We start from the raw sequence: 18,401 nt of genomic DNA on the forward strand, positions 1-18,401 counted from the left end.
CCGCTCACTTGGTCTTGATGGCCGAGAGCCGCGAGATGATCGAGGCTACGAGGTTGAACAACATGATCACGATCACCAGGGTGAGCGCCGCGCCCCAGGTCCGGTCGAAGCCGGCGGTCTCGGGGTTGGCGAACTCCGAGTTCATCATCAGCGGCAGGTTGGCCATGTTGCCGTCGAAGATGTTGAAGTTGATGAACGGCGCGTAGGCCACCAGCACCAGCGCCGGGGCCGTCTCGCCCATCACCCTGGCCACGCCGAGCATCGCGCCGGTCACGATGCCGGACATCGCGGTCGGGATGACCACCTTGACGATGGTCTTCCACTTCGGGATGCCCAGCGCGTACGAGGCCTCGCGCAGCTCGTTGGGCACGATCTTGAGCATCTCCTCGGTGACCCTGATGACCACCGGCACCATCAGCAGCATCAGCGCCAGCGTCACCGCGAAGGAGCTGCGGGAGAAGCCGAAGATGCTGATCCACACCGAGTAGACGAACAGCGCGGCCACGATCGAGGGCACACCGGTGAGGATGTCCACCATGAACGTGGTCAGCTTGCCCAGCTTGCTGCCCACGCCGTACTCGACCAGGTAGATGCCCACCATCACGCCGATCGGCACCGACATCAGCGCGGTGACCAGGCCTTGCACGATGGTGCCGAAGATGGCGTGGTACGCGCCGCCACCCTCCTCGTAGGGCCGCAGGCCGGAGAGCGAGTGGGTCCACCAGGTGCTGGACAGGATCGGGCCAAGGCCGCGGGACAGGGTGGTGTAGAGCACCCAGACCAGCGGCACGATCGCGACCAGGAACGCCAGCCCGACCAGCACGGTGGCCAGCACGTTCTTGGTCTTGCGGACGCCGCTGACCGGCTGGAAGGCCGGGGGCGCCGCCGGGCGTTCGAGGTCGACAATCGCCGTGGTCACGAGTACTCCTTCTTGCGGGCGACGATCGAGCGCGCGGTGGCGTTGACCGCGAAGGTCAGCACGAACAGCACCAGGCCCGCGGCGATGTAGGCGCCTGCCGCCAGCGGGCTGCTGGCCGCCTCGCTGATGCCGAGGGCGATCTTGGAGGCGAACGTCGAGCCGCCGTCGAAGAGGCTGAAGAACGGCTGCTGCGCGGTGGTGGACAGGATCAGGTACAGCGCCATGGTCTCGCCGAGCGCGCGGCCGAGGCCGAGCATGGAGGCGTTGACGAACCCGGCCTTGCCGAAGGGCAGCACCGTGGTCTGGATGACCTCCCAGCGGGTCGCGCCCAGGGCCAGCGCGCCCTCGATGTGCTCGCGCGGGGTGCGCGCGAAGACCTCGCGGCTGACCCCGGTGACCGTGGGCAGGATCATCACCGCGAGCACCACGCCCGCGGTGAAGATGTGGCCGCCGCCCGCCGGGTTCACGTTGCCCTTGGCGAACAACGGGAACCAGCCGAGGTTGGCGGTCAGCCACTCGGCGAAGGGGGTCAGCACCGGCGCGAGCACCTGGATGCCCCACAGGCCGAAGATGATCGAGGGCACCGCGGCCAGCAGGTCGACCACGTAGGCGAACGGCCTGGCCAGGCGGCGCGGGGCGTACTGGGTGAGGAACAGCGCGATGCCCAGCGACACCGGCATGGCCAGCAGCAGGGCCAGCAGGGAAGAGGCCACGGTCACCCAGAGCAGGTCCGGGATGCCGAAGCGCAGGTTGTTGAGGTCGTTGGTGTCCCAGGAGTAGGAGAACAGGAAGTTCGCGTTGTTCGCCTGCAGGGACGGAATGGCCTGCAGCAGCAGGAAGATCCCGATGGCGCCGATCAGCGCGACGATGAAGACGCCGGAGCTGCGGGCGAGCCCGCTGAAGATGCGGTCGCCTGGTCGTCGGACCGGCTTGCTCGGCGCGGTGGTCACGGTGGAGATGTGTGCCTCCGGTAGTTCCGGCGATGCGGGCGGTCCTGGTGGGGAACCGCCCGCATCGGGTCGCTCATGACGTCGCGAGCTGGGGTCAGGAGATCGACTTGATCGACTCGGTCAGCTTGGTGCGGAACTCCGAGGGGACCGGCACGTAGCCGATCTTCGGCAGGCGGTCCTGGCCGCTGGTGGAGGCCACGGTCAGGAAGTTCTTCAGCGCGGTCGCGGTGTCCGCGTCGGCGCTCTTGGAGCAGACGATCTCGTAGGTGACCAGCACCAGCGGGTAGGAGCCCGCGGTCTTGTCGGCGTAGAGCGCCTTGAGGTCCAGCACCAGGTCGCCGGGGGTCTTGGTGGTCTGCAGCTTGGCGTTGGCGATGGCCTTGCCGGTGCTGGCGTCGGTCAGCTCCACGGCGCCGGCGCCGCTGTCCAGCTTGGCGATGCCCAGCTTGCTGGCCTTGGCGAAGGAGACCTCGACGTAGGTGATGCCGCCCTCGGTGGCCTTCACCGCGCTGGCCACGTCGGCCGACTTGGCCTTGCCGTCGCCGATGCCGCCCTTGAACTCCTTGCCGTCGCCCTTGGTCCAGGCCTGCGGGGCCGCGGCGGCCAGGTACTTCTGGAAGTTGTCGGTGGTGCCGGACTGGCCGGAGCGGAAGACCACGCCGATCGCCTTGTCCGGCAGGGCAGCCGAGCCGTTGGCGGCCTTGATGGCCGGGTCGTTCCAGTTCTTGATCGCGCCGCTGAAGATCTTGGCGATCAGGTCCGGGGTGAGGGTCAGGCCCTCGACGCCGGGCAGGTTGTAGGCGATCGCGACCGGGCCGAAGACCAGCGGCAGGTGCAGCGGGGCGGCGCCGCCGCAGCGCTCGGTGGCCTTGGTGACCTCGTCGGCCTTGAGCGGGGAGTCCGAGCCGGCGAAGTCGACCTGCTTGGACAGGAAGTTCTTGATGCCGTCGCCGGAGGAGGAGACGTTGTAGGCGACGTTGAAGTCCTTGCAGGCCTCGACGTAGGAGGCGGTGAACTCGGTCATGGCGTTGCCCTGGGCGGACGAGCCGTCGCCGTTGACCGACTTCTTGCCGCCGCAGGCGACCGAACCGGCGGCCGAGCTGGTGGAGCCGCCGGGGGTGGGGGCGTTGTTGTCCGAACCACACGCCGAGAGCAGAAGCGCGCCCGCGGCCACGACTCCGAGCACGGCAGCGTGCTGCTTGATCTTCACCTGAGTCCTCCAGAACGTGGACGGGCGGCGGCACCCGCCCTTCGATTCGGGACGTTAGGGACTGAGGGTGGACAGGTGGCCGTCAGCAGGTGAACGGAAGGTGAACAAGCCACCCCCAGTGACCATTCACACCCCATTGAGGTGATCCTGTGACCCTGGTGCGACCTGCGCGTTTGCACTCCGTGACCGCGCCGTCATCTATTCGTCGCCGCGTCACCGTGACCGCGCGTACTGCACATCGCTGTCCCAATGCGCGAATCCCAGCTTCTCGTATACCCGGATGGCCGCGGTGTTGTCCGACTCCACATAAAGCATTACGGCGGGCAGGCCGCGAACGATCAAATGCCGCAACCCGGCCAGCGTGAGCACCGAGCCGAGCCCGCCGCCCTGGGCGTCCGGGTCCACTCCGACGACGTAGACCTCCCCGATCGGCTGGTTTCCGGTGTCCGGGCGTGGCGCGTGCACCTTGGTCCAGTGGAAACCGACCACCCGCTCGTCCCGGACCGCCAGGAAGAAGCCCTCCGGGTCGAACCAGGGCTCGGCCTCGCGCAGCTCGACGTCCGCGGCGGTCCAGCCGCCCTGTTCCGGGTGCCAGGAGAAGGCCCGGTTGTTCACCTCGACCACGGCGGCCTCGTCCTGGCCGGGCACGAAGGTGCGCAGGCTCAGGCCCTCGGGCAGGGCGCGCTCGGGCAGCTCGCCGCCGAAGGTCATCTTCATCCGCCACAGGTCGCGGGCGCGGGTGAAGCCCAGCTTGGCGCCGATGGCCTGGCCACCGGGGTGGTCGCCGTGCGCCCAGATCCGCAGCTCACCCTCGCCTGCCCGCTGGATCAGCTGGTTGACCAGCTCGGTGCCCAGGCCCAGGCGGCGGTGCCGCGGGTGCACGGCGAGCTCGGCGACGTAACGGCCGTCGTTGTCCCGATCGAGGTTGACATAGCCGCCGAGCTCGCCGTCGGCCTGTCTGGCGAGCAGGTGCTCGCCAGACAGGGACATCAGCACGCGCTCGCCGACCGGGGCTCGCCCGTCGGCCTCGGCGGCCGCGGCCACCAGGGAACGGACGGCTTCGGCTTCGTCAGGGGACAGCTGGGCCGCCCACGTCATCTGCACCACGGGCTCAACCGTAATCGCGATGACGCGGGCGGGCAGCCGCGGAGATCAGGTGACCGGGATGAAGTCCGGGATCTGCTCGTCCTGGGCCAGCTCGACCCTGGCCGAGCCGGCGCGCGGCGGGCGGACGAACTTGTAGCCCACGTTGCGCACGGTGCCGATCAGGGTCTCGTGCTCGAGGCCGAGCTTGGCGCGCAGCCGCCGCACGTGCACGTCCACCGTGCGGGTGCCGCCGAAGAAGTCGTAGCCCCAGACCTCCTGGAGCAGCTGCGCCCTGGTGAAGACCCGGCCCGCGTGCTGGGCCAGGTACTTGAGCAGCTCGAACTCCTTGTAGGTCAGTTCGAGCGGGCGGCCGCGCAGGCGGGCGGTGTAGGTGGCGTCGTCGATCACCAGCTCACCCAGCACCAGCGCGCCGTCGTTGCCGCGGTGCGCGGCGGCCCGCCGGGAACGGACCAGGCGCAGCCGGGCGTCCACCTCGGCCGGGCCGGCGGTGGGCAGCAGGATCTCGTCGATGCCCCAGTCCGCGCTGACCCCGACCAGGCCGCCCTCGTTGACCACGGCGACCACCGGGACGTCGATGCCGCTGCTGGTCAGCAGGCGGCAGAGGCTGCGGGCGCCGACCAGGTCGGTGCGCGCGTCCACCAGCACCGCGTCGTGCGGACCGGCCTCCAGCAGCTGGGAGACATCGGGCACCAGCGGCCGCACCTGGTGCGGCAGCAGGGCGAGGGCGGGCAGCACGGACTCCGGGTCGCGGTCCGTGGTCAGCAGAAGCAGGTCCACGCTGGTCATGGCGCCGCCTCCTTTCCACGCTCACCGGGTCGCCCCGGCCGCGCGTAGTAGTCAGGCTTCGGCGCCATTGCCGCTGGATGAACGGGAGGATACTCGGCATGGCACTCGTGACAACAGGCCACGAAACCGGTGTCACACTTCTGACCTCGGACAAGGTGCGGCTGAACGGGTTACTGCTCGGGCCGCGCGACCCCTCGGCCAGCCCGACCGCGGTGGTGGTCGCACACGGTTTCACCAAGCACACCGGCCGGCCGGACGTACGCCGGCTGCTGCGCCGTTTGGCCTTGCGGCACACCGTGCTGGGCCTCGACCTGCGCGGGCACGGGCGCTCCGGCGGGCGGTCCTCGGTGGGCCTGGACGAATGGCTGGACGTGACCGCGGGCGTGGCGTTCCTGCGCGGCCTCGGCTATCCGAGGGTGACCACACTGGGATGTTCCCTCGGCGGGTCGGTGGTGTTGCGTCAGGCGGCGCTGGCCGAGGGCGCGGCCAAACCGGACGCGGTGGTCGCGGTCAGCCCGCCCGCGCGCTGGTGGGTGCGCGAGACCAGCAAGATGCGCCGGGTCAACCAGCTGCTGGAGCTGCCCGGCGGACCGGCCTTCGGCCTGCTGCTCGGGGTCCGGCTCGGGCCGAGGTGGACCCAGGCGCACCCCTCGCCGATCGAGCTGGCGCCGCGGATCGCGCCTGCCCCGCTGCTGCTGGTGCACGGCACCTCGGACAACTACTTCCCGGTGGCCGATGTCACCGCGATGCACCGGGCCTGCGGGGCGAGCGCGGAGTTGTGGCTGGAAGAGGGCATGGGGCACGCCGAGTCCTCGCTCACGCCCGCGCTGGTGGACCGGATCCGGGAGTGGCTGGGCGCAACCTCGGAGTCAGTACCCTCGTCTTTGAGGTAACTGCCTCCGACATCCGGAACGGGTTCGTGTGAAGAAGCTAGCCATCGTCCTGGTCGTGCTCATCGGGCTGCTGGTCGCCGCCGACTTCGGCGCGGCCGCGGCGGCGGAGTACCAGGTGTCCACCCGGTTGCGCGCCCAGCTCAAGCTGGCCGACGACCCCTCGGTGCGGATCAACGGCTTCCCGTTCCTCTATCAAGCGCTGGCCGGGGACTACCGCGAGGTCGAGGTCAAGGCCAGCGGGGTGCCGGTGGCCGAGCTGCGCAACGTGGAGGTCGAGGCGACCCTGCGGCACGTGCGCGCGCCACTGTCGGAGCTGCTGTCCGGCTCGGCGCAGAACGTGACCATCGACGAGGTCACCGGCCGGGTCAAGCTGCTCGCCGCCGAGGTGGGCAAGCTGATCAACGTGGCCGACCTGAAGATCGAACCGGCCAACCCGGACGAGCTGCTGGAGCGCAAGCCCAACGGCGACCCGGTGCAGCCGACCGGCAAGCCGCCGGTGACCGATGACAAGACCGCGCCGGTGAAGCTGACCGGCAGCACCGACATCGCGGGCACCCGCACCCAGGTCACCGTGGTCGGCGTGCTCTCGCTGGTGGAGAACCAGATCGAGGTCAGCCCCAAGCGCCTGCGGGTGAGCAACGAGACCGGCGAGGTGCCACTGCCGCCCGCGGTGGACCGGCTGATCCGGCGCGCCTTCAGCACCCGGATCGACCCCGGCGGCCTGCCGTTCACCGTGGTGCCCACCGGGGTGCGGGCCGAGCACGGGGCCCTGGTGGTGGAGGGCAGCGCGAAGAACGTGCAGCTCGGCGGCGGCGCGGTGCCCAACAGGGGCGGGTCGTGACCCAGGTGTGGGTGGTCCTGGGCGTGCTGGCGCTGACCGGCGCGCTGGGACTGCTGTATCGCTGGCGGAACGGGAAGGTGCGCACGGCGGTGCCCGGTGCCGAGTTGCCTGAAGAAGTCAGGGGCGTGCTGGCCCCCGCCCCGGCGATCACGCTGGTGCAGCTGTCCACCACCTTCTGCGCGCCGTGCCGGCACACCAAGGTGCTGCTCGGCGAGGTGGTCCGGCAGGAGCCGAGGCTGCACCACGTGGAGCTGGACGTGACCGAGCGGCCCGAGCTGGCCGAGCGGCTGAAGGTCATGCGCACCCCCACGACGCTGGTGGTGGACGCCAAGCAGCGGGAACTGTTCCGCATCTCGGGACTGCCGAAGCGGGACGAGCTGATCAACGCTTTGCGCCCGCTCCTGGGCTAGCGGCCTGCGTCCAAGCCGGCCAGCTGCGACTTCTGCGAAAAGAGGCGTGGCGCGCCAGCGACACGGCGGGCTCTGGACTCAGCGGCGGGGTTGATTTTTCGCGTCGACGAGGCGACTCAAAAGCGAAAAATCCCGCGCGCGGAGCGCGCCAATCCAACACCTTCCCATCCAGTGGACGCCCCTCCCGGAGAGCGGGCGGCGCGAGTAGCCTGCGAGTTGTGTACGTGCTGCTTACTCAACGTCGCGCGGTGGACAACTGCCGCGTGGACAGCAGCCTGTGTCGGTTCAGCTGACTTCGGCGGTGTAGATCCGGCTTGCCCGCTGCGCCTGGCGCGCGGATGTGCCGATAACCGCCACTGACGGACTCACCCGTGTCCCACCGTCAGGAGGTCCCCATGGCCGGCGATGTTCCCGTTGACCCCAGAGGCCCGCGCTTCACCGCGTGGATGACCAGCCTTGTGCTGGTGATCGTGCTGCTCACCGGGGTCTGGCAGCTGCTTGCCGCGCAGACCGTGATCTTCGCGATGTGCGCGTTCATCGGGCTGCGCCTCAATCCCTACGGCCAGCTCTTCCGCAAGGCGGTCCGGCCGAGGCTGAAGCCGACCAGCGAGCGCGAGGCGCCGGAGCCGCTGCGCTTCGCCCAGGGCGTCGGTTTTGTCTTCGCGCTGGTCGGCACGATCGGCTACGCGTCGGGGCTGACCACGCTCGGGGTGGTGGCGACCGCGGCCGCGCTGGTGGCCGCGCTGCTCAACGCCGCGTTCGGGCTCTGCCTGGGGTGCGAGATGTACCTGCTCATCCGCCGGTTCTCGCCGGCCAAGAGCACCTAGATCGTCCACAGTAGACAGACACAGAAACTGAGGAGCCGCGTCAATGAGCCGCGAGAACGTCCTGGTATCGGCCGCGTGGGTCGAAGAGAACCTCGACGCCCCCGGCGTCGTGTTCGCCGAGGTGGACGAGGACACCACAGCGTACGAGGGGGGTCACATCCCCGGTGCGGTCCGGATCGACTGGAAGACCGAGCTCCAGGACCAGGTCCGGCGTGACTTCGTCGACCGCGCTGGCTTCGAGAAGCTGTTGTCCGCCAAGGGCATCGGCAACGACGACACGGTCATCCTCTACGGCGGCAACAACAACTGGTTCGCCGCCTACGCCTACTGGTACTTCAAGCTGTACGGGCACGACAACGTCAAGCTGCTCGACGGCGGCCGCAAGAAGTGGGAGCTGGACGGCCGTCCGCTGACCAAGGACCCGGTGTCCCGCCCGGCCACCGACTACAAGGCGCAGGAGCAGGACCTGTCCATCCGGGCCTTCCGGGACGAGGTCGTGGCCGCGATCAACGCCAAGAACCTGGTCGACGTGCGCTCCCCTGACGAGTTCTCCGGCAAGCTGCTCGCGCCCGCGCACCTCCCGCAGGAGCAGGCGCAGCGCGGCGGGCACATCCCGAGCGCGATCAACGTGCCGTGGAGCAAGGCGGCCAACGAGGACGGCACCTTCCGCTCCGACGAGGAGCTGACCGAGATCTACGGCGCGGCCGGCCTGGACGGCGGCAAGTCCACCATCGCCTACTGCCGCATCGGCGAGCGCTCCTCGCACACCTGGTTCGTGCTGCGCGAGCTGCTGGGCCACAGCGATGTGAAGAACTACGACGGATCGTGGACCGAGTACGGCTCGCTGGTCGGCGTGCCGATCGAAACCGGCGCCGGAAAGTAAAGGGAGACAACATGAGTGACGGTTGCGGCGCTCCGGTCCAGGGCAGCGTGCTGCCCGCGGGTGTGGACGCGGAGAAGGAGATCGTGGTGACCGGCAAGGTCACCTCGGCTGGGTCGCCGGTCGGCGGCGCGTTCGTCCGGCTGCTGGACGCCAGCGGCGAGTTCACCGCCGAGGTGGTCTCCTCGCCAGAGGGCGACTTCCGGTTCTTCGCCGCGCCAGGCGACTGGACCGTGCGGGCGCTGCACCGCACCGGCACCGGTCAGGCCGAGGTGCGGGCGAGCGGTCCCGGGCTGCACAGCCTTGAGGTCGCGGTGGCCTGACAGACGTCTGGACGTGGTCCCGGTTGCCCCGGAGTCGGGGTGATCGGGACCACTTTTTTATGCCGAAATGACGGCAACCGGTTCCGCGTGCCAAGCGTGTTGAGGGAGGAACGCGCCAGGAATGGCCTGGCGACAACTCGGGGAATTCCACAGGGGGAATTGTCATGCGTAAGTGGGCTGCACGCGGAATGGTCCTCGCCATGCTGGCACTGGGGACCATCGGCTTGAGCTCGACCGTCGGCGCGACCACCGCGTCGGCTTGTGCCAGCCAGGAGGACTCCTCGGCGTTCGCAGCTACGTTGCCGCAGGTCAACCAGGGACAGCGGGGCGCTGAGGTGCGGGGGATGCAGCTCGCGCTCAAGGACCGGGGATATGCCCTGACCGGCACCGGCTTCTACGGTGAGAGCACGCTGACCGCGGTCAAGGACTTCCAGCGCAAGAACGGGATCAACGACAGCGGCATTGTCGGCTCGAAGACCTGGCAGGCCCTGGTCGGCCGGATGCCGCTGCATTCCACCTACGCCGGCGAACCGCCTGCCGCGGTGTTCCAGCCGGGCGGTCGCTACCCGGACCACATGTTCTTCCTCATCAATGCGCTGAACCGGGTCAACGGTGAGTCGGCCGGCGAGTTCCCGGAGTACTACGACGCCGGAACGCAGGCGAAGGTGCGCGAGTTCCAGCGCACGGTCGGCCTGGCGGATGACGCCGTGGTGAACGCCCCGACCTGGAAGGCGCTCTACACCACCTTCCGCGTCGCGGGCCGCTCCGGCTGCTGATCCGCTATAACGCTCATCACGGCCGGGGTGGCGGGGCGGGTGCCCCGCTGCCCCGGCCGTTATGCTGCCTCGTTGTGGAAATCTTCTTCACCGGCCTGCTCGTGGCGGCCAGCCTGGTGATCACCTGGTTCGCCGTGTACGTGGTGTACCGGCTGTACTCCGACCAGCGCTGAGCCATGACGGACCAGAGCACGCCCCAGCCGGGCAGCGGTGACGCGGCGATCCAGGCCGCCGAGCAGCGGGCTGCCGCGACCCGCGACCGCAACCTGCCCCAGTTCGCTGACCTGCCGGTCGCCGAGGACACCGCGAACCTGCGGCTCGGCCCGAACCTGAACGACCAGCTGCTCGCCCTGCTGCCCCTGGTCGGGGTCTGGCGCGGCGAGGGCGAGGTGGCCTACAGCTCGCTGGAGGGCGGCCCGTACCGCTTCGGCCAGCAGATCACCTTCGCGCACGACGGCAGGCCGTTCCTGTACTACGAGTCCCGGTCCTGGCTGCTCAACCCGGACGGCAGCGTGCTGCGCCCGGCCGCCCGCGAGGTGGGCTGGTGGCGGTTGCAGGCCGACGACACCATCGAGGTCCTGCTCGCACACGCGACCGGGATCATGGAGATGTACTACGGCAAGCCGCGCAACCAGACCTCCTGGGAGATCGCCACGGACGCCATCGTGCGCACCGCGGGCGCCAAGGAGGTCACCGCGAGCCAGCGGCTCTACGGCATCGTCGAGGGCGGCGACCTGGCCTACGTGGACGAGCGGGCCATGGTCGGTGAAGCGATGCAGCCCCACCTGTCGGCTCGGTTGACCCGTATCGCTGGTTGATGCGGGTCTTGCCCTGCGGGGCGGACGCCGTGCTGGTCGAGCTGGACTCGGCCGAGCAGGTGCAGGCCGTGCACGCCCGGCTGCGCGCCGCGGACCTGCCCGAGGTGGTCGAACTGGTGCCGGCGGCGCGGACCGTGCTCATCGAGGTGCGCCCGGGTTCGGACGGCCTGGCCGCGGTCCGCGAGCTGCTCGGCTGGGTGGACCCGAGCGAGCCGCCCGCGATCGGCCGGGAGGTCGTGCTGCCGGTGGTCTACGACGGCCCCGACCTGGACCTGGTGGCGCGCACCGCGGGGCTGACCACCGGCGAGGTGGTCGAGCTGCACACCGGGGCGCTCTACACGGTCGCCTTCTGCGGGTTCGCGCCCGGTTTCGGCTACCTGACCGGCCTGCCGGAGCCACTGCGCCAGCCCAGGCTGGACTCGCCGCGCGAACGGGTGCCCGCTGGGTCGGTCGGCCTGGCCGGGGAGTACACCGGGGCCTATCCGCGCTCCTCGCCCGGCGGGTGGCGGCTGATCGGGCGGACCACGGCGACGCTGTTCGACGTCGACCGCGATCCGCCCGCGCTGCTCGCCCCCGGCGACCGGGTGCGCTTCGCGGCTCAGTCCCGGTAGTTCGACTCGTACAGCTCGCTCAGCTCCGCGTGCAGCTCGGCGCTGGCCGCGACCGGCTGGCCGTTGAGCGAGCGGACCTGGGTGACCCGGCGCACGCTGGAGAGGAACCACAGCCCGTCCGCGCTGGTCAGCTCCTCGGCCTGGATCGGCTCGATGACGGTCTGCCAGCCGGCCTTCTCCGCCGCGCGGAACAGCGCGGCCTGGGTGGTGCCGGGCAGGATGCCGATCACCGGCGGGGTGGTGCGCAGGGTGCGGCCGTTGGCCACCACCAGGTTCGCGGTCGGGCCCTCCAGCACGCTGCCGTCGCTCGCGGTGAAGACCACCTCGTCCGCGCCGTTGGCCTCGGCGTAGCGGATCGCGGCCATGTTCACCGCGTAGGACAGCGACTTGGCGCCCAGCAGCAGCCAGGGCGAGCGCTCGGCCTCGGCCGGGTCGAAGCCCCGGGCCAGGGTCAGCGCGGACACCCCGTCCCGGCGGCGGCGCACGACACCCTCACCGATCTGCAGGCCCATCCCGTACGCGGTGGTGCCCTCGCCGAACTCCGGGCCGCGGCTGTAGACCAGCTTCAGCGCCATCTCCGGGCTGACCGAGAAGTCCCAGGCGTCGATGACGGCCTTGGCGCAGTGCTCCCACTGGGCCGCGTCCGGCTCCGGCAGGTCCAGCATGTGCGCCGAGCGGGCCAGCCGGTCCAGGTGCGGACCCAGCTCGCGGGGCTTGCCGTCGACCACCAGCACGGTTTCGAAAACACCGTCGCCGCGCAGGATGCCAAGATCATCCGCTCGCAGCATGGGGGCGTCCGGGTCGAGGATGGTTCCGTCCAGAGATGCCAGCACGCGCATGCTCAGCAGCGTAGACCCGCCCGGAGTGCTTAGGATCACTGGTGTGGACAGTGCGCCGGAGGCCCTTCGCCGGACCTTGCACGAGCGCGGCATGCGGATGACGCCGCAGCGCCAGCTGGTGCTGGACGCGATCAACGAGCTGGCGCACGCCACGCCGGAGCAGATCTGCGCGCACGTGCGGCGGATCACACCCACGGTGAACATAACCACGGTCTACCGGACGTTGGAACTGTTGGAGCGGCTCGGCGTGGTCCGGCACACGCACCTCGGCCACGGCGCACCGGTCTACTCCCTGGACGAACACGAGCACGTGCACCTGGTCTGCCACCGCTGCGGCCAGGTGGACGAGGTCCCCTGCGAGGCGCTGGCCGACCTGGGGCGGGCATTGCGGGCGGTGAAGAACTTCCGCCTGGACCCGAGCCACCTCGCGCTTTCGGGAGTGTGCGGGCAGTGTGGGGCGAAAGAGAGCTGAGGGAGACATCGTGAGTTCACCGTTGCTGGGCAGGCCGGGCGCGATCGCCGCGCCAGAGGGTTCACCGGACCTGGGCGTGCCATGGCACTTCGGTGACCCACCGGCCGAGGCCAGGACCGCGGCCCGGCGCGCGGCCGTGGTGGACCGCTCGCACCGCACGATCATCGCGGTGCCCGGCGCGGACCGGCTGGACTGGCTGCACTCGCTGACCTCCCAGCACTTCCACCAGCTGGCCCCGGCCACCGGCTCGGAGACGCTGGTGCTGGACGCCCAGGGCCGGGTCGAGCAGCACGCGGTGGTGGCCCACCACGACGACACGGTCTACCTGGACACCGAGCGGGAGACCGCGCCGGCGCTGCTGTCCTACCTGACCAAGATGGTCTTCTGGAGCAAGGTCGAACCCAGGGACGCCACCGGGGAGTTCGCGCTGCTCACCCTGCTCGGCCCGGAGACGGCCGAGGTGCTGGCCAAGGCCGGGGCCGAGGTCCCGGACACCGCGTACGGCCTGACCGGTCTGCCCGGCGGCGGCTTCGCCCGCCGGATGCCCTGGCCCACCCTGGACGTGGTGGACCTGCTAGTGCCGCGGGCGGAGCTCATCGACTGGTTCCAGCGCCTCGCCGACGCCGGGGCCCGGCCTGCGGGGAGCCTGGCGTACGAGTCGCTGCGGGTGGAGGCGTTGCGGCCACGGCTGGGCCAGGACACCGACAACCGGACCATCCCGCAGGAGGTCAACTGGATCGGGGTGGCGGTCCACCTCGACAAGGGCTGCTACCGCGGCCAGGAGACCGTGGCCAGGGTGCACAACCTGGGCCGCCCGCCGCGCCGGATGGTGCTGCTGCACCTGGACGGGTCCTCGGACGCGGTGCCGGAGACCGGCGACCCGGTGGAGCTGGACGGGCGCGTGGTCGGGCGGCTGGGCAGCGTGGTGGAGCACCACGAGCTGGGGCCGATCGCGTTGGCGCTGCTCAAGCAGTCGGTGCCGGTGGACGCTCAGCTGCTGGCTGGGGCGCAGGACCGGGTGGTGGCGGCGACCATCGACCCGGATTCCGTGCCCGCGGCGACCGGTGAGCCGCCGGGGAAGGCTGCTCTGCGCCGCCTGCGCGGCTGAACTGCCGGGTGCTGACTTGCCCGGGTCCTGCCTGGCAGGATCCGGGTCATGACAGCGCCGTCGCCCACCGCAGGGACTCTCATCACCGTCGCGCCTACTGGTGCTGAGCACGAGAAGGCCGAGGTTCCCAACCTTCCCGTCACGCTGGACGAGCTGGTCAAGACCGCCGCTGACTGCCAGCGGGTGGGGGCTGGGCTCATCCATGTGCACATCAGGGATGACGATGCCCAGCCCACGCTGGACCTGGGGCGGTTGAAGGAGACCGTGGACGCGCTGCGGGCCGAGACCGACCTGGTGGTGCAGCTGTCCACCGGGGGTTCGGTGACCGACCCCGAGGAGGACCGGCTGGCGGTGCTGGACGCGCTGCCCGACTCGGCCACCTGCACGATGGGGACGGTCAACTTCGGGGACGCGGTGTTCATGAACCGCTGGGAGTTCATCGTCGAGCTGCACAAGCGGATGCAGGAGCGGCACATCGTGCCGGAGTACGAGATCTTCGACCTCGGCCAGCTCTCCTCGCTCCAGCGGCTGCTCGACCAGCACGGACTGCCCGCCGGCGGGCACGTGCACGTCGATCTGGTGATGGGCGTGCCCGGCGGGATGCCGGGGGACACCGCCACGCTGACCGCGGCGCTGCGGCTGCTGCCGGAGAGCGCTACCTTCTCCGCCACCGGGGTCGGGAGGAGCACGCTGCCCGTGCTGCTCGCCTCTCTGTCCGCGGGCGGTCACCTGCGGGTCGGGATGGAGGACACGCTCTCCTATGCCAAGGGCGAGCGGGTCCGCGACAACGCCCAGCTCGTGGCGCGGGCCGCGGCCGTGTCCAGGATTGCCCAACGTCCCCCGCTGGCGCCCGAGCAGGCCAAAACACTGCTCGGGGTGCGTCAGGCTGGGTGAATAACCGGGAGAGGCGAAGCGATTGTTGGCGGCTGACCGAAACGTCCCGCAGGATGGTCACGTGATGGAAGTCCGTCCAGGTGGGCGCCGGCGCATCGACCGGGTGCTCGCCCCGGACTACGCCCAGGACTGTGAGCAGCGACCGCTGAGCGAGGTGCGCGCGCTGCGGGACGATGCCGCCCAGGAGGAGACCGACCTGTCCTACGTGCGCAGGCTGCTGCACGGCCGCATAGACATCGTGCAGGCCGAACAGCAGCGGCGCAGGGACGGCGGCTCGACCTCGGTGGTGGAGCAGCTGGTGGCGATCCTGGCCAAGAACGCGGTGGGCCCGGCGACCGGGCTCGGCCGCTACCAGACCCAGGTGCCCTCGCGGGCCGAGGCGCACCGGCGGCATGTGGAGGCGCTGGTCTCCGACGTTGACTTGTCGGACGTCACATCGCTCTCCGATGACAAGCTGCTGGAGACCCTGCGAGCCTATAGAGCCGAGGAAGAGGCCGTGTCCAGGCACCGCCGCGAGGTTCAGCTGGTCGTGGACCGGTTGAACGAGGAGATCGCGCGGCGCTACCGGGACGGCGGCGCCTCGGTGGACGAGCTGCTGAACGCGCAACGCTTCCGGCAGCCGGTCGTGGAGCCGCGCGAGGAGGAGTAGCCCTGAGCACCGAACTGGTCGAGGTGGTCCGTTCCGGATTCCGGGAAGGAGTGCACCGCGGTTCGGTGGTCATCGTCCGGCCCGACGGCGTGCTCCGGCACGTGCGCGGGAGCGGGCGGGACGTCGTGCTGCCCCGGTCCTCGAACAAGCCATTCCAGATCCTGGGCATGCTGCGCTGCGGGCTGGACCTGCCCGACGAGGCCGACCTCGCGGTGGGCTGCGCCTCGCACAGCGGCGAGGCCGAGCACGTGGCCAGGGTGCGCGGCATCCTGGCCAAGCACGGGCTGACCGAAGCCGACCTGCGCTGCCCGCCGGACCTGCCGGTGCACGCAGGCACCGCCGAGGCGGTGCTGGCCGCGGGCGGCAAGGCCGAGCCGGTGACCATGAACTGCTCCGGCAAGCACGCCTGCATGCTGGCCACCTGTGTGCAGCGCGGCTGGGACACCGCGAGCTACACCGACCCCTCGCACCCGTTGCAGGTCACCATCAGGGACACCCTCGGCGAGCTGGGCGAGGAGCCGGTCACGGTGACCGCGGTGGACGGCTGCGGCGCGCCGCTGTTCGGGCTGTCGCTGGTCGCGCTGGCCAGGGCCTTCGGCAAGCTGGTGCAGGCGGCCGAGGGCAGCCACGAGCGGCGGATCGCCGATGCCATGCGGGCGCACCCGTACCTGGTCGCGGGCACCGGCCGGGAGGACACCCGGCTGATGCGCGCGGTGCCCGGCCTGCTGTCCAAGGCGGGTGCGGAGGGCGTGTACGGGGCGGCGCTGCCGGATGGCACCGCGATCGCGCTGAAGATCGACGACGGCAACCCGAGGGCCCGGCTGCCGGTGATGACCGGCGCGCTGCGCTTCCTCGGCGTGGACAACGCCGAGCTGGCCGAACTGGCCGAGGAGACGGTGTTCGGCGGCGGCCGCCCGGTGGGCTCGGCCCGGCTGCTGCCCGGCGTGTTCTGATCCCAGCCAGCGGGAGATCACTCCCGGATGGTGGGCAGGCGGGCTAGCGTGACGGGAGTGTCCCGTTATCGCTGGGTCGTGCTCGCGGTCGGCGCGCTCGCGCAGGGGGTCAACGCGGCCGGGTTCCTCGGCCTGCCCTCGATCACTCCGCAGCTGCGCGCGCACTACGGACTGGACCTGGCCGAGGTCGGCCTGCTGGTCGGCGCGGTGAACCTGGGCAACGTGCTGGCGCTGGTCGCCTGGGGGCTGGCCGCGGACCGCTACGGCGAGCGGCTGGTGATGACCGCGGGCCTGGCCGGAACCGCGGGCTGCCTGGCGGTGGCCGGGCTGGTCGACTCGCCGGTGCAGGCCGGGCTGGCCCTGCTGGCCTCCGGCGTGTTCGGCGCGAGCACCAACGCGGCCAGCGGACGGGCCGTGATGACCTGGTTCGACAGCGGCCAGCGCGGCCTTGCCATGGGCGTGCGGCAGACCGCCACCCCGCTCGGCGCGGCACTGGCCGCCCTGCTGCTGCCCGCGGTGGCGGCCTGGTGGCAGGCCCCGGCCGCGTTCCTGGCGCTGGCCGCGCTGAACGCGGTGATCGGCGTCGCGGTGGCCGTCTGGGTGCGCGAGCCACCGGGGCGGACCCGGCCGGTGAGCTCGCTCGGCGGGCTGAGCCTGCTGCGGGACCGGCGGATGCTGCGGATCAGCCTGGCCAGCGGACTGCTGGTGGTGCCGCAGTTCGTGGGCGCCTCGATGCTGGTGGAGCTGCTGCACCGGTACGGGCTCTCGCTGGGCGTGGCAGGCGGACTGCTCGCGGTGGCCCAGGTGCTGGGCGGGGCCGGGCGGCTGGGCAACGGGGTGTGGTCGGACCGGGCCGGCAGCAGGCTGGTTCCGCTGCGGATCGTCGCGCTGGGCATCCTGGCGCTGTTCAGCCTGGCCGCGGCGCTGGACCCACTGGCGGGCACAGTGCCGGTGTGGCTGCTGGTGACGCTGCTGCTGCCCGCGGTGGGCCTGGCGATCAGCTGGAACGGGCTGGCACTGACCGCGGCCGGGGAGATGGCGCCGCCGTCGAGCACCGGGGTCGCGCTGGGCATGCAGAACACGGCCAACTACGTCAGCGCCGCGATCACCCCGGCGGCGGCCGGCTGGGTCGCCACGACGGTGTCCTGGCCCGCGGCTCTGCTGCTGGCGGCGGCGGGCGGCGGGCTGGCCTGGATCGTCTTGCGGGGGCTGCGCGAGGGCCACTAGTTGTGCTGCTCGCGGTTGACCAGGTCGTCCCAGAACTCGCGGAGCTCGGCGTAGCGTTCGGCGACCTCTTCGGCGTCGCCGGCTTCCAGGGCCGCGATCACCGCTTGGACGTCCTGGGCCGAGGTGTCGGCGAGCAGGGTGTCGTCGTCGATGAGCTGGACCAGGCCGCCGTAGTCGAGCTCGACCACCGAGCGCGGGTGGAAGTGGGCCAGCCAGCGGCCGGTGTCGCGCAGCACCCTGGCCGGGCTCTCCTCGCCGAGGGCGTTGTGCACCACGGTGAAGGCGTGCGAGACGCGGCTGCGGGCGTCGGTCATGCTGACCCGCCAGCAGCACATCCGCTCCGGGTCGTCCGGGGCGGCCAGCACCAGGTGCCGCGCCTCCGGCTCGACCATGGCGAACCAGGGCAGCGGCACGCTCCAGGTGGCCGAGATGACGTGTGCGGCGCCGCCGGGCATCTCGGCCAGTGCGGCGGCCGCGCGGGCCTTCACCACGTCGGCAGGCTGCTGCAGCGCGGCGTCCAGCAGCGGCAGGGTGGCGGTGCCGACGAAGCCGACCAGGCCGGCCGCGCTGCGCGCCCTGATGTCCAAGGGGCACACCAGGGGGCCGGGGCCGATCTCCGCGCCCTCGGCCAGCGGCACCTCGGCCGGGTCCAGGACGAGCACGTCCAGCGGTTGCGCGCCGACCGTGTCAGCAGGTAGGAGCCGGGGCGGGGCGGCTAACTGTGATCGAAGCCACAGTTCGCGTTCCCGGTCACCGACGGCACCACGCGCCGTCCCGCCGACCCCAAGAGCCTGCTCCACTTGGGCGCGTAACGGCTGATCCAGCACGGACAGTGGTTCGTACACCCGCAGGTAGGCGACGAACGGACGTGGCACGCCGGAATCGTGCCACGCGGCCAGAGCAGTGCC

General features: G+C 70.9%; 22 protein-coding genes. 15 read left to right on the forward strand and 7 right to left on the reverse strand.

From position 1 onward, the window contains the following. Positions 1-4 precede the first annotated feature (4 nt). The 5 genes from pstA to ACWDY5_RS05605 all read right to left on the reverse strand — a co-directional run bounded on the left by pstA (position 5) and on the right by ACWDY5_RS05605 (position 4,972). Positions 5-919 (reverse strand): phosphate ABC transporter permease PstA, encoded by a 915-nt coding sequence (pstA, locus tag ACWDY5_RS05585; protein ID WP_449721094.1) that lies wholly within the window; start codon positions 917-919, stop codon positions 5-7. Then, entirely contained in the window at positions 916-1,869 is a 954-nt protein-coding gene (pstC, locus tag ACWDY5_RS05590; RefSeq protein WP_449721095.1) for a phosphate ABC transporter permease subunit PstC, read from the reverse strand. Before pstC ends, pstA begins: the two co-directional genes overlap by 4 nt. A gap of 94 nt (positions 1,870-1,963) precedes the next feature. Then, entirely contained in the window at positions 1,964-3,079 is a 1,116-nt protein-coding gene (pstS, locus tag ACWDY5_RS05595) for a phosphate ABC transporter substrate-binding protein PstS (protein ID WP_449721096.1), read from the reverse strand. Between the two features lie 213 nt (positions 3,080-3,292). Beyond that, positions 3,293-4,186, reverse strand: coding sequence for a mycothiol synthase (gene mshD, locus ACWDY5_RS05600; RefSeq protein WP_449721097.1), 894 nt, complete (start codon positions 4,184-4,186; stop codon positions 3,293-3,295). Positions 4,187-4,231: 45 nt separating this feature from the next. Then, entirely contained in the window at positions 4,232-4,972 is a 741-nt protein-coding gene (locus ACWDY5_RS05605) for a winged helix-turn-helix transcriptional regulator (protein ID WP_283662049.1), read from the reverse strand. 98 nt (positions 4,973-5,070) lie between these two features. Here ACWDY5_RS05605 and ACWDY5_RS05610 point away from each other — a divergent pair, with 98 nt between their 5' ends. The 9 genes from ACWDY5_RS05610 (at position 5,071) to pxpB (ending at position 11,351) form a co-directional block, all read left to right on the forward strand. Next, entirely contained in the window at positions 5,071-5,865 is a 795-nt protein-coding gene (locus ACWDY5_RS05610; protein WP_449721098.1) for an alpha/beta hydrolase family protein, read from the forward strand. A gap of 28 nt (positions 5,866-5,893) precedes the next feature. Beyond that, a complete protein-coding gene (locus ACWDY5_RS05615; RefSeq protein ID WP_449721099.1) occupies positions 5,894-6,706 on the forward strand; it encodes an LmeA family phospholipid-binding protein in 813 nt (270 codons plus the stop codon). Then, positions 6,703-7,116, forward strand: coding sequence for a TlpA family protein disulfide reductase (locus ACWDY5_RS05620; RefSeq protein WP_449721100.1), 414 nt, complete (start codon positions 6,703-6,705; stop codon positions 7,114-7,116). The genes ACWDY5_RS05615 and ACWDY5_RS05620 overlap by 4 nt, the downstream gene beginning before the upstream one ends. Before the next feature lie 395 nt (positions 7,117-7,511). Next, positions 7,512-7,943, forward strand: coding sequence for a DUF4395 domain-containing protein (locus ACWDY5_RS05625; protein ID WP_449721101.1), 432 nt, complete (start codon positions 7,512-7,514; stop codon positions 7,941-7,943). A 43-nt stretch (positions 7,944-7,986) separates the two neighbouring features. After that, positions 7,987-8,826 (forward strand): sulfurtransferase, encoded by an 840-nt coding sequence (locus ACWDY5_RS05630; protein WP_449721102.1) that lies wholly within the window; start codon positions 7,987-7,989, stop codon positions 8,824-8,826. 11 nt (positions 8,827-8,837) lie between these two features. Then, positions 8,838-9,146: a DUF1416 domain-containing protein gene (locus ACWDY5_RS05635; RefSeq protein WP_283662055.1), complete on the forward strand. Its 309-nt coding sequence runs from the start codon at positions 8,838-8,840 to the stop codon at positions 9,144-9,146. A gap of 200 nt (positions 9,147-9,346) precedes the next feature. Further along, positions 9,347-9,922 carry a peptidoglycan-binding protein gene (locus ACWDY5_RS05640; protein ID WP_449721103.1) on the forward strand — a complete coding sequence of 192 codons (576 nt, stop codon included), beginning with the start codon at positions 9,347-9,349 and terminating at the stop codon, positions 9,920-9,922. Positions 9,923-10,098: 176 nt separating this feature from the next. After that, positions 10,099-10,740, forward strand: coding sequence for an FABP family protein (locus ACWDY5_RS05645; protein ID WP_449721104.1), 642 nt, complete (start codon positions 10,099-10,101; stop codon positions 10,738-10,740). Further along, a complete protein-coding gene (gene pxpB, locus ACWDY5_RS05650; protein ID WP_449721105.1) occupies positions 10,740-11,351 on the forward strand; it encodes a 5-oxoprolinase subunit PxpB in 612 nt (203 codons plus the stop codon). Before ACWDY5_RS05645 ends, pxpB begins: the two co-directional genes overlap by 1 nt. On the opposite strand, the gene ACWDY5_RS05655 is transcribed toward pxpB, so the two are convergent. Further along, complete coding sequence (locus tag ACWDY5_RS05655; protein ID WP_449721106.1) at positions 11,339-12,190, reverse strand: aminodeoxychorismate lyase; 852 nt, start codon at positions 12,188-12,190, stop codon at positions 11,339-11,341. The two genes, pxpB and ACWDY5_RS05655, sit on opposite strands and share 13 nt — an antisense overlap. Before the next feature lie 91 nt (positions 12,191-12,281). Between ACWDY5_RS05655 and ACWDY5_RS05660 the strand changes: the two genes are divergently transcribed. The 6 genes from ACWDY5_RS05660 (at position 12,282) to ACWDY5_RS05685 (ending at position 17,493) form a co-directional block, all read left to right on the forward strand. Continuing rightward, the gene (locus tag ACWDY5_RS05660) at positions 12,282-12,662 is read left to right on the forward strand and encodes a Fur family transcriptional regulator (protein ID WP_449721175.1); all 381 of its coding nucleotides are present in this window, start codon (positions 12,282-12,284) and stop codon (positions 12,660-12,662) included. Positions 12,663-12,672: 10 nt separating this feature from the next. Beyond that, positions 12,673-13,770: a CAF17-like 4Fe-4S cluster assembly/insertion protein YgfZ gene (gene ygfZ / locus ACWDY5_RS05665; RefSeq protein WP_449721107.1), complete on the forward strand. Its 1,098-nt coding sequence runs from the start codon at positions 12,673-12,675 to the stop codon at positions 13,768-13,770. A gap of 48 nt (positions 13,771-13,818) precedes the next feature. Next, positions 13,819-14,664, forward strand: coding sequence for a 3-keto-5-aminohexanoate cleavage protein (locus tag ACWDY5_RS05670; RefSeq protein WP_449721108.1), 846 nt, complete (start codon positions 13,819-13,821; stop codon positions 14,662-14,664). Between the two features lie 61 nt (positions 14,665-14,725). Further along, positions 14,726-15,313 (forward strand): RsiG family protein, encoded by a 588-nt coding sequence (locus tag ACWDY5_RS05675; RefSeq protein WP_449721109.1) that lies wholly within the window; start codon positions 14,726-14,728, stop codon positions 15,311-15,313. Positions 15,314-15,327: 14 nt separating this feature from the next. Then, positions 15,328-16,266 carry an asparaginase gene (locus tag ACWDY5_RS05680; protein WP_449721176.1) on the forward strand — a complete coding sequence of 313 codons (939 nt, stop codon included), beginning with the start codon at positions 15,328-15,330 and terminating at the stop codon, positions 16,264-16,266. Between the two features lie 57 nt (positions 16,267-16,323). Further along, the gene (locus tag ACWDY5_RS05685; RefSeq protein WP_449721110.1) at positions 16,324-17,493 is read left to right on the forward strand and encodes an MFS transporter; all 1,170 of its coding nucleotides are present in this window, start codon (positions 16,324-16,326) and stop codon (positions 17,491-17,493) included. Here ACWDY5_RS05685 and ACWDY5_RS05690 read toward each other — a convergent pair. After that, positions 17,490-18,368 carry a hypothetical protein gene (locus tag ACWDY5_RS05690; RefSeq protein ID WP_449721111.1) on the reverse strand — a complete coding sequence of 293 codons (879 nt, stop codon included), beginning with the start codon at positions 18,366-18,368 and terminating at the stop codon, positions 17,490-17,492. The genes ACWDY5_RS05685 and ACWDY5_RS05690 overlap by 4 nt on opposite strands. Between the last annotated feature and the right edge of the window lie 33 nt (positions 18,369-18,401).

This window comes from Crossiella sp. NPDC003009, assembly GCF_053591555.1.

Bases quoted from the DNA above. Each gene is read 5' to 3' on its own strand.
- ACWDY5_RS05635 (WP_283662055.1), top strand. From the start codon at position 8,838: ATGAGTGACGGTTGCGGCGCTCCGGTCCAGGGCAGCGTGCTGCCCGCG.
- ACWDY5_RS05605 (WP_283662049.1), bottom strand. From the start codon at position 4,972: ATGACCAGCGTGGACCTGCTTCTGCTGACCACGGACCGCGACCCGGAG.
- ACWDY5_RS05625 (WP_449721101.1), top strand. From the start codon at position 7,512: ATGGCCGGCGATGTTCCCGTTGACCCCAGAGGCCCGCGCTTCACCGCG.
- ACWDY5_RS05660 (WP_449721175.1), top strand. From the start codon at position 12,282: ATGCGGATGACGCCGCAGCGCCAGCTGGTGCTGGACGCGATCAACGAG.
- ACWDY5_RS05670 (WP_449721108.1), top strand. From the start codon at position 13,819: ATGACAGCGCCGTCGCCCACCGCAGGGACTCTCATCACCGTCGCGCCT.
- ACWDY5_RS05640 (WP_449721103.1), top strand. From the start codon at position 9,347: ATGCTGGCACTGGGGACCATCGGCTTGAGCTCGACCGTCGGCGCGACC.
- pxpB (WP_449721105.1), top strand. From the start codon at position 10,740: ATGCGGGTCTTGCCCTGCGGGGCGGACGCCGTGCTGGTCGAGCTGGAC.
- ACWDY5_RS05645 (WP_449721104.1), top strand. From the start codon at position 10,099: ATGACGGACCAGAGCACGCCCCAGCCGGGCAGCGGTGACGCGGCGATC.
- ACWDY5_RS05610 (WP_449721098.1), top strand. From the start codon at position 5,071: ATGGCACTCGTGACAACAGGCCACGAAACCGGTGTCACACTTCTGACC.
- ACWDY5_RS05655 (WP_449721106.1), bottom strand. From the start codon at position 12,190: ATGCGCGTGCTGGCATCTCTGGACGGAACCATCCTCGACCCGGACGCC.
- ACWDY5_RS05630 (WP_449721102.1), top strand. From the start codon at position 7,987: ATGAGCCGCGAGAACGTCCTGGTATCGGCCGCGTGGGTCGAAGAGAAC.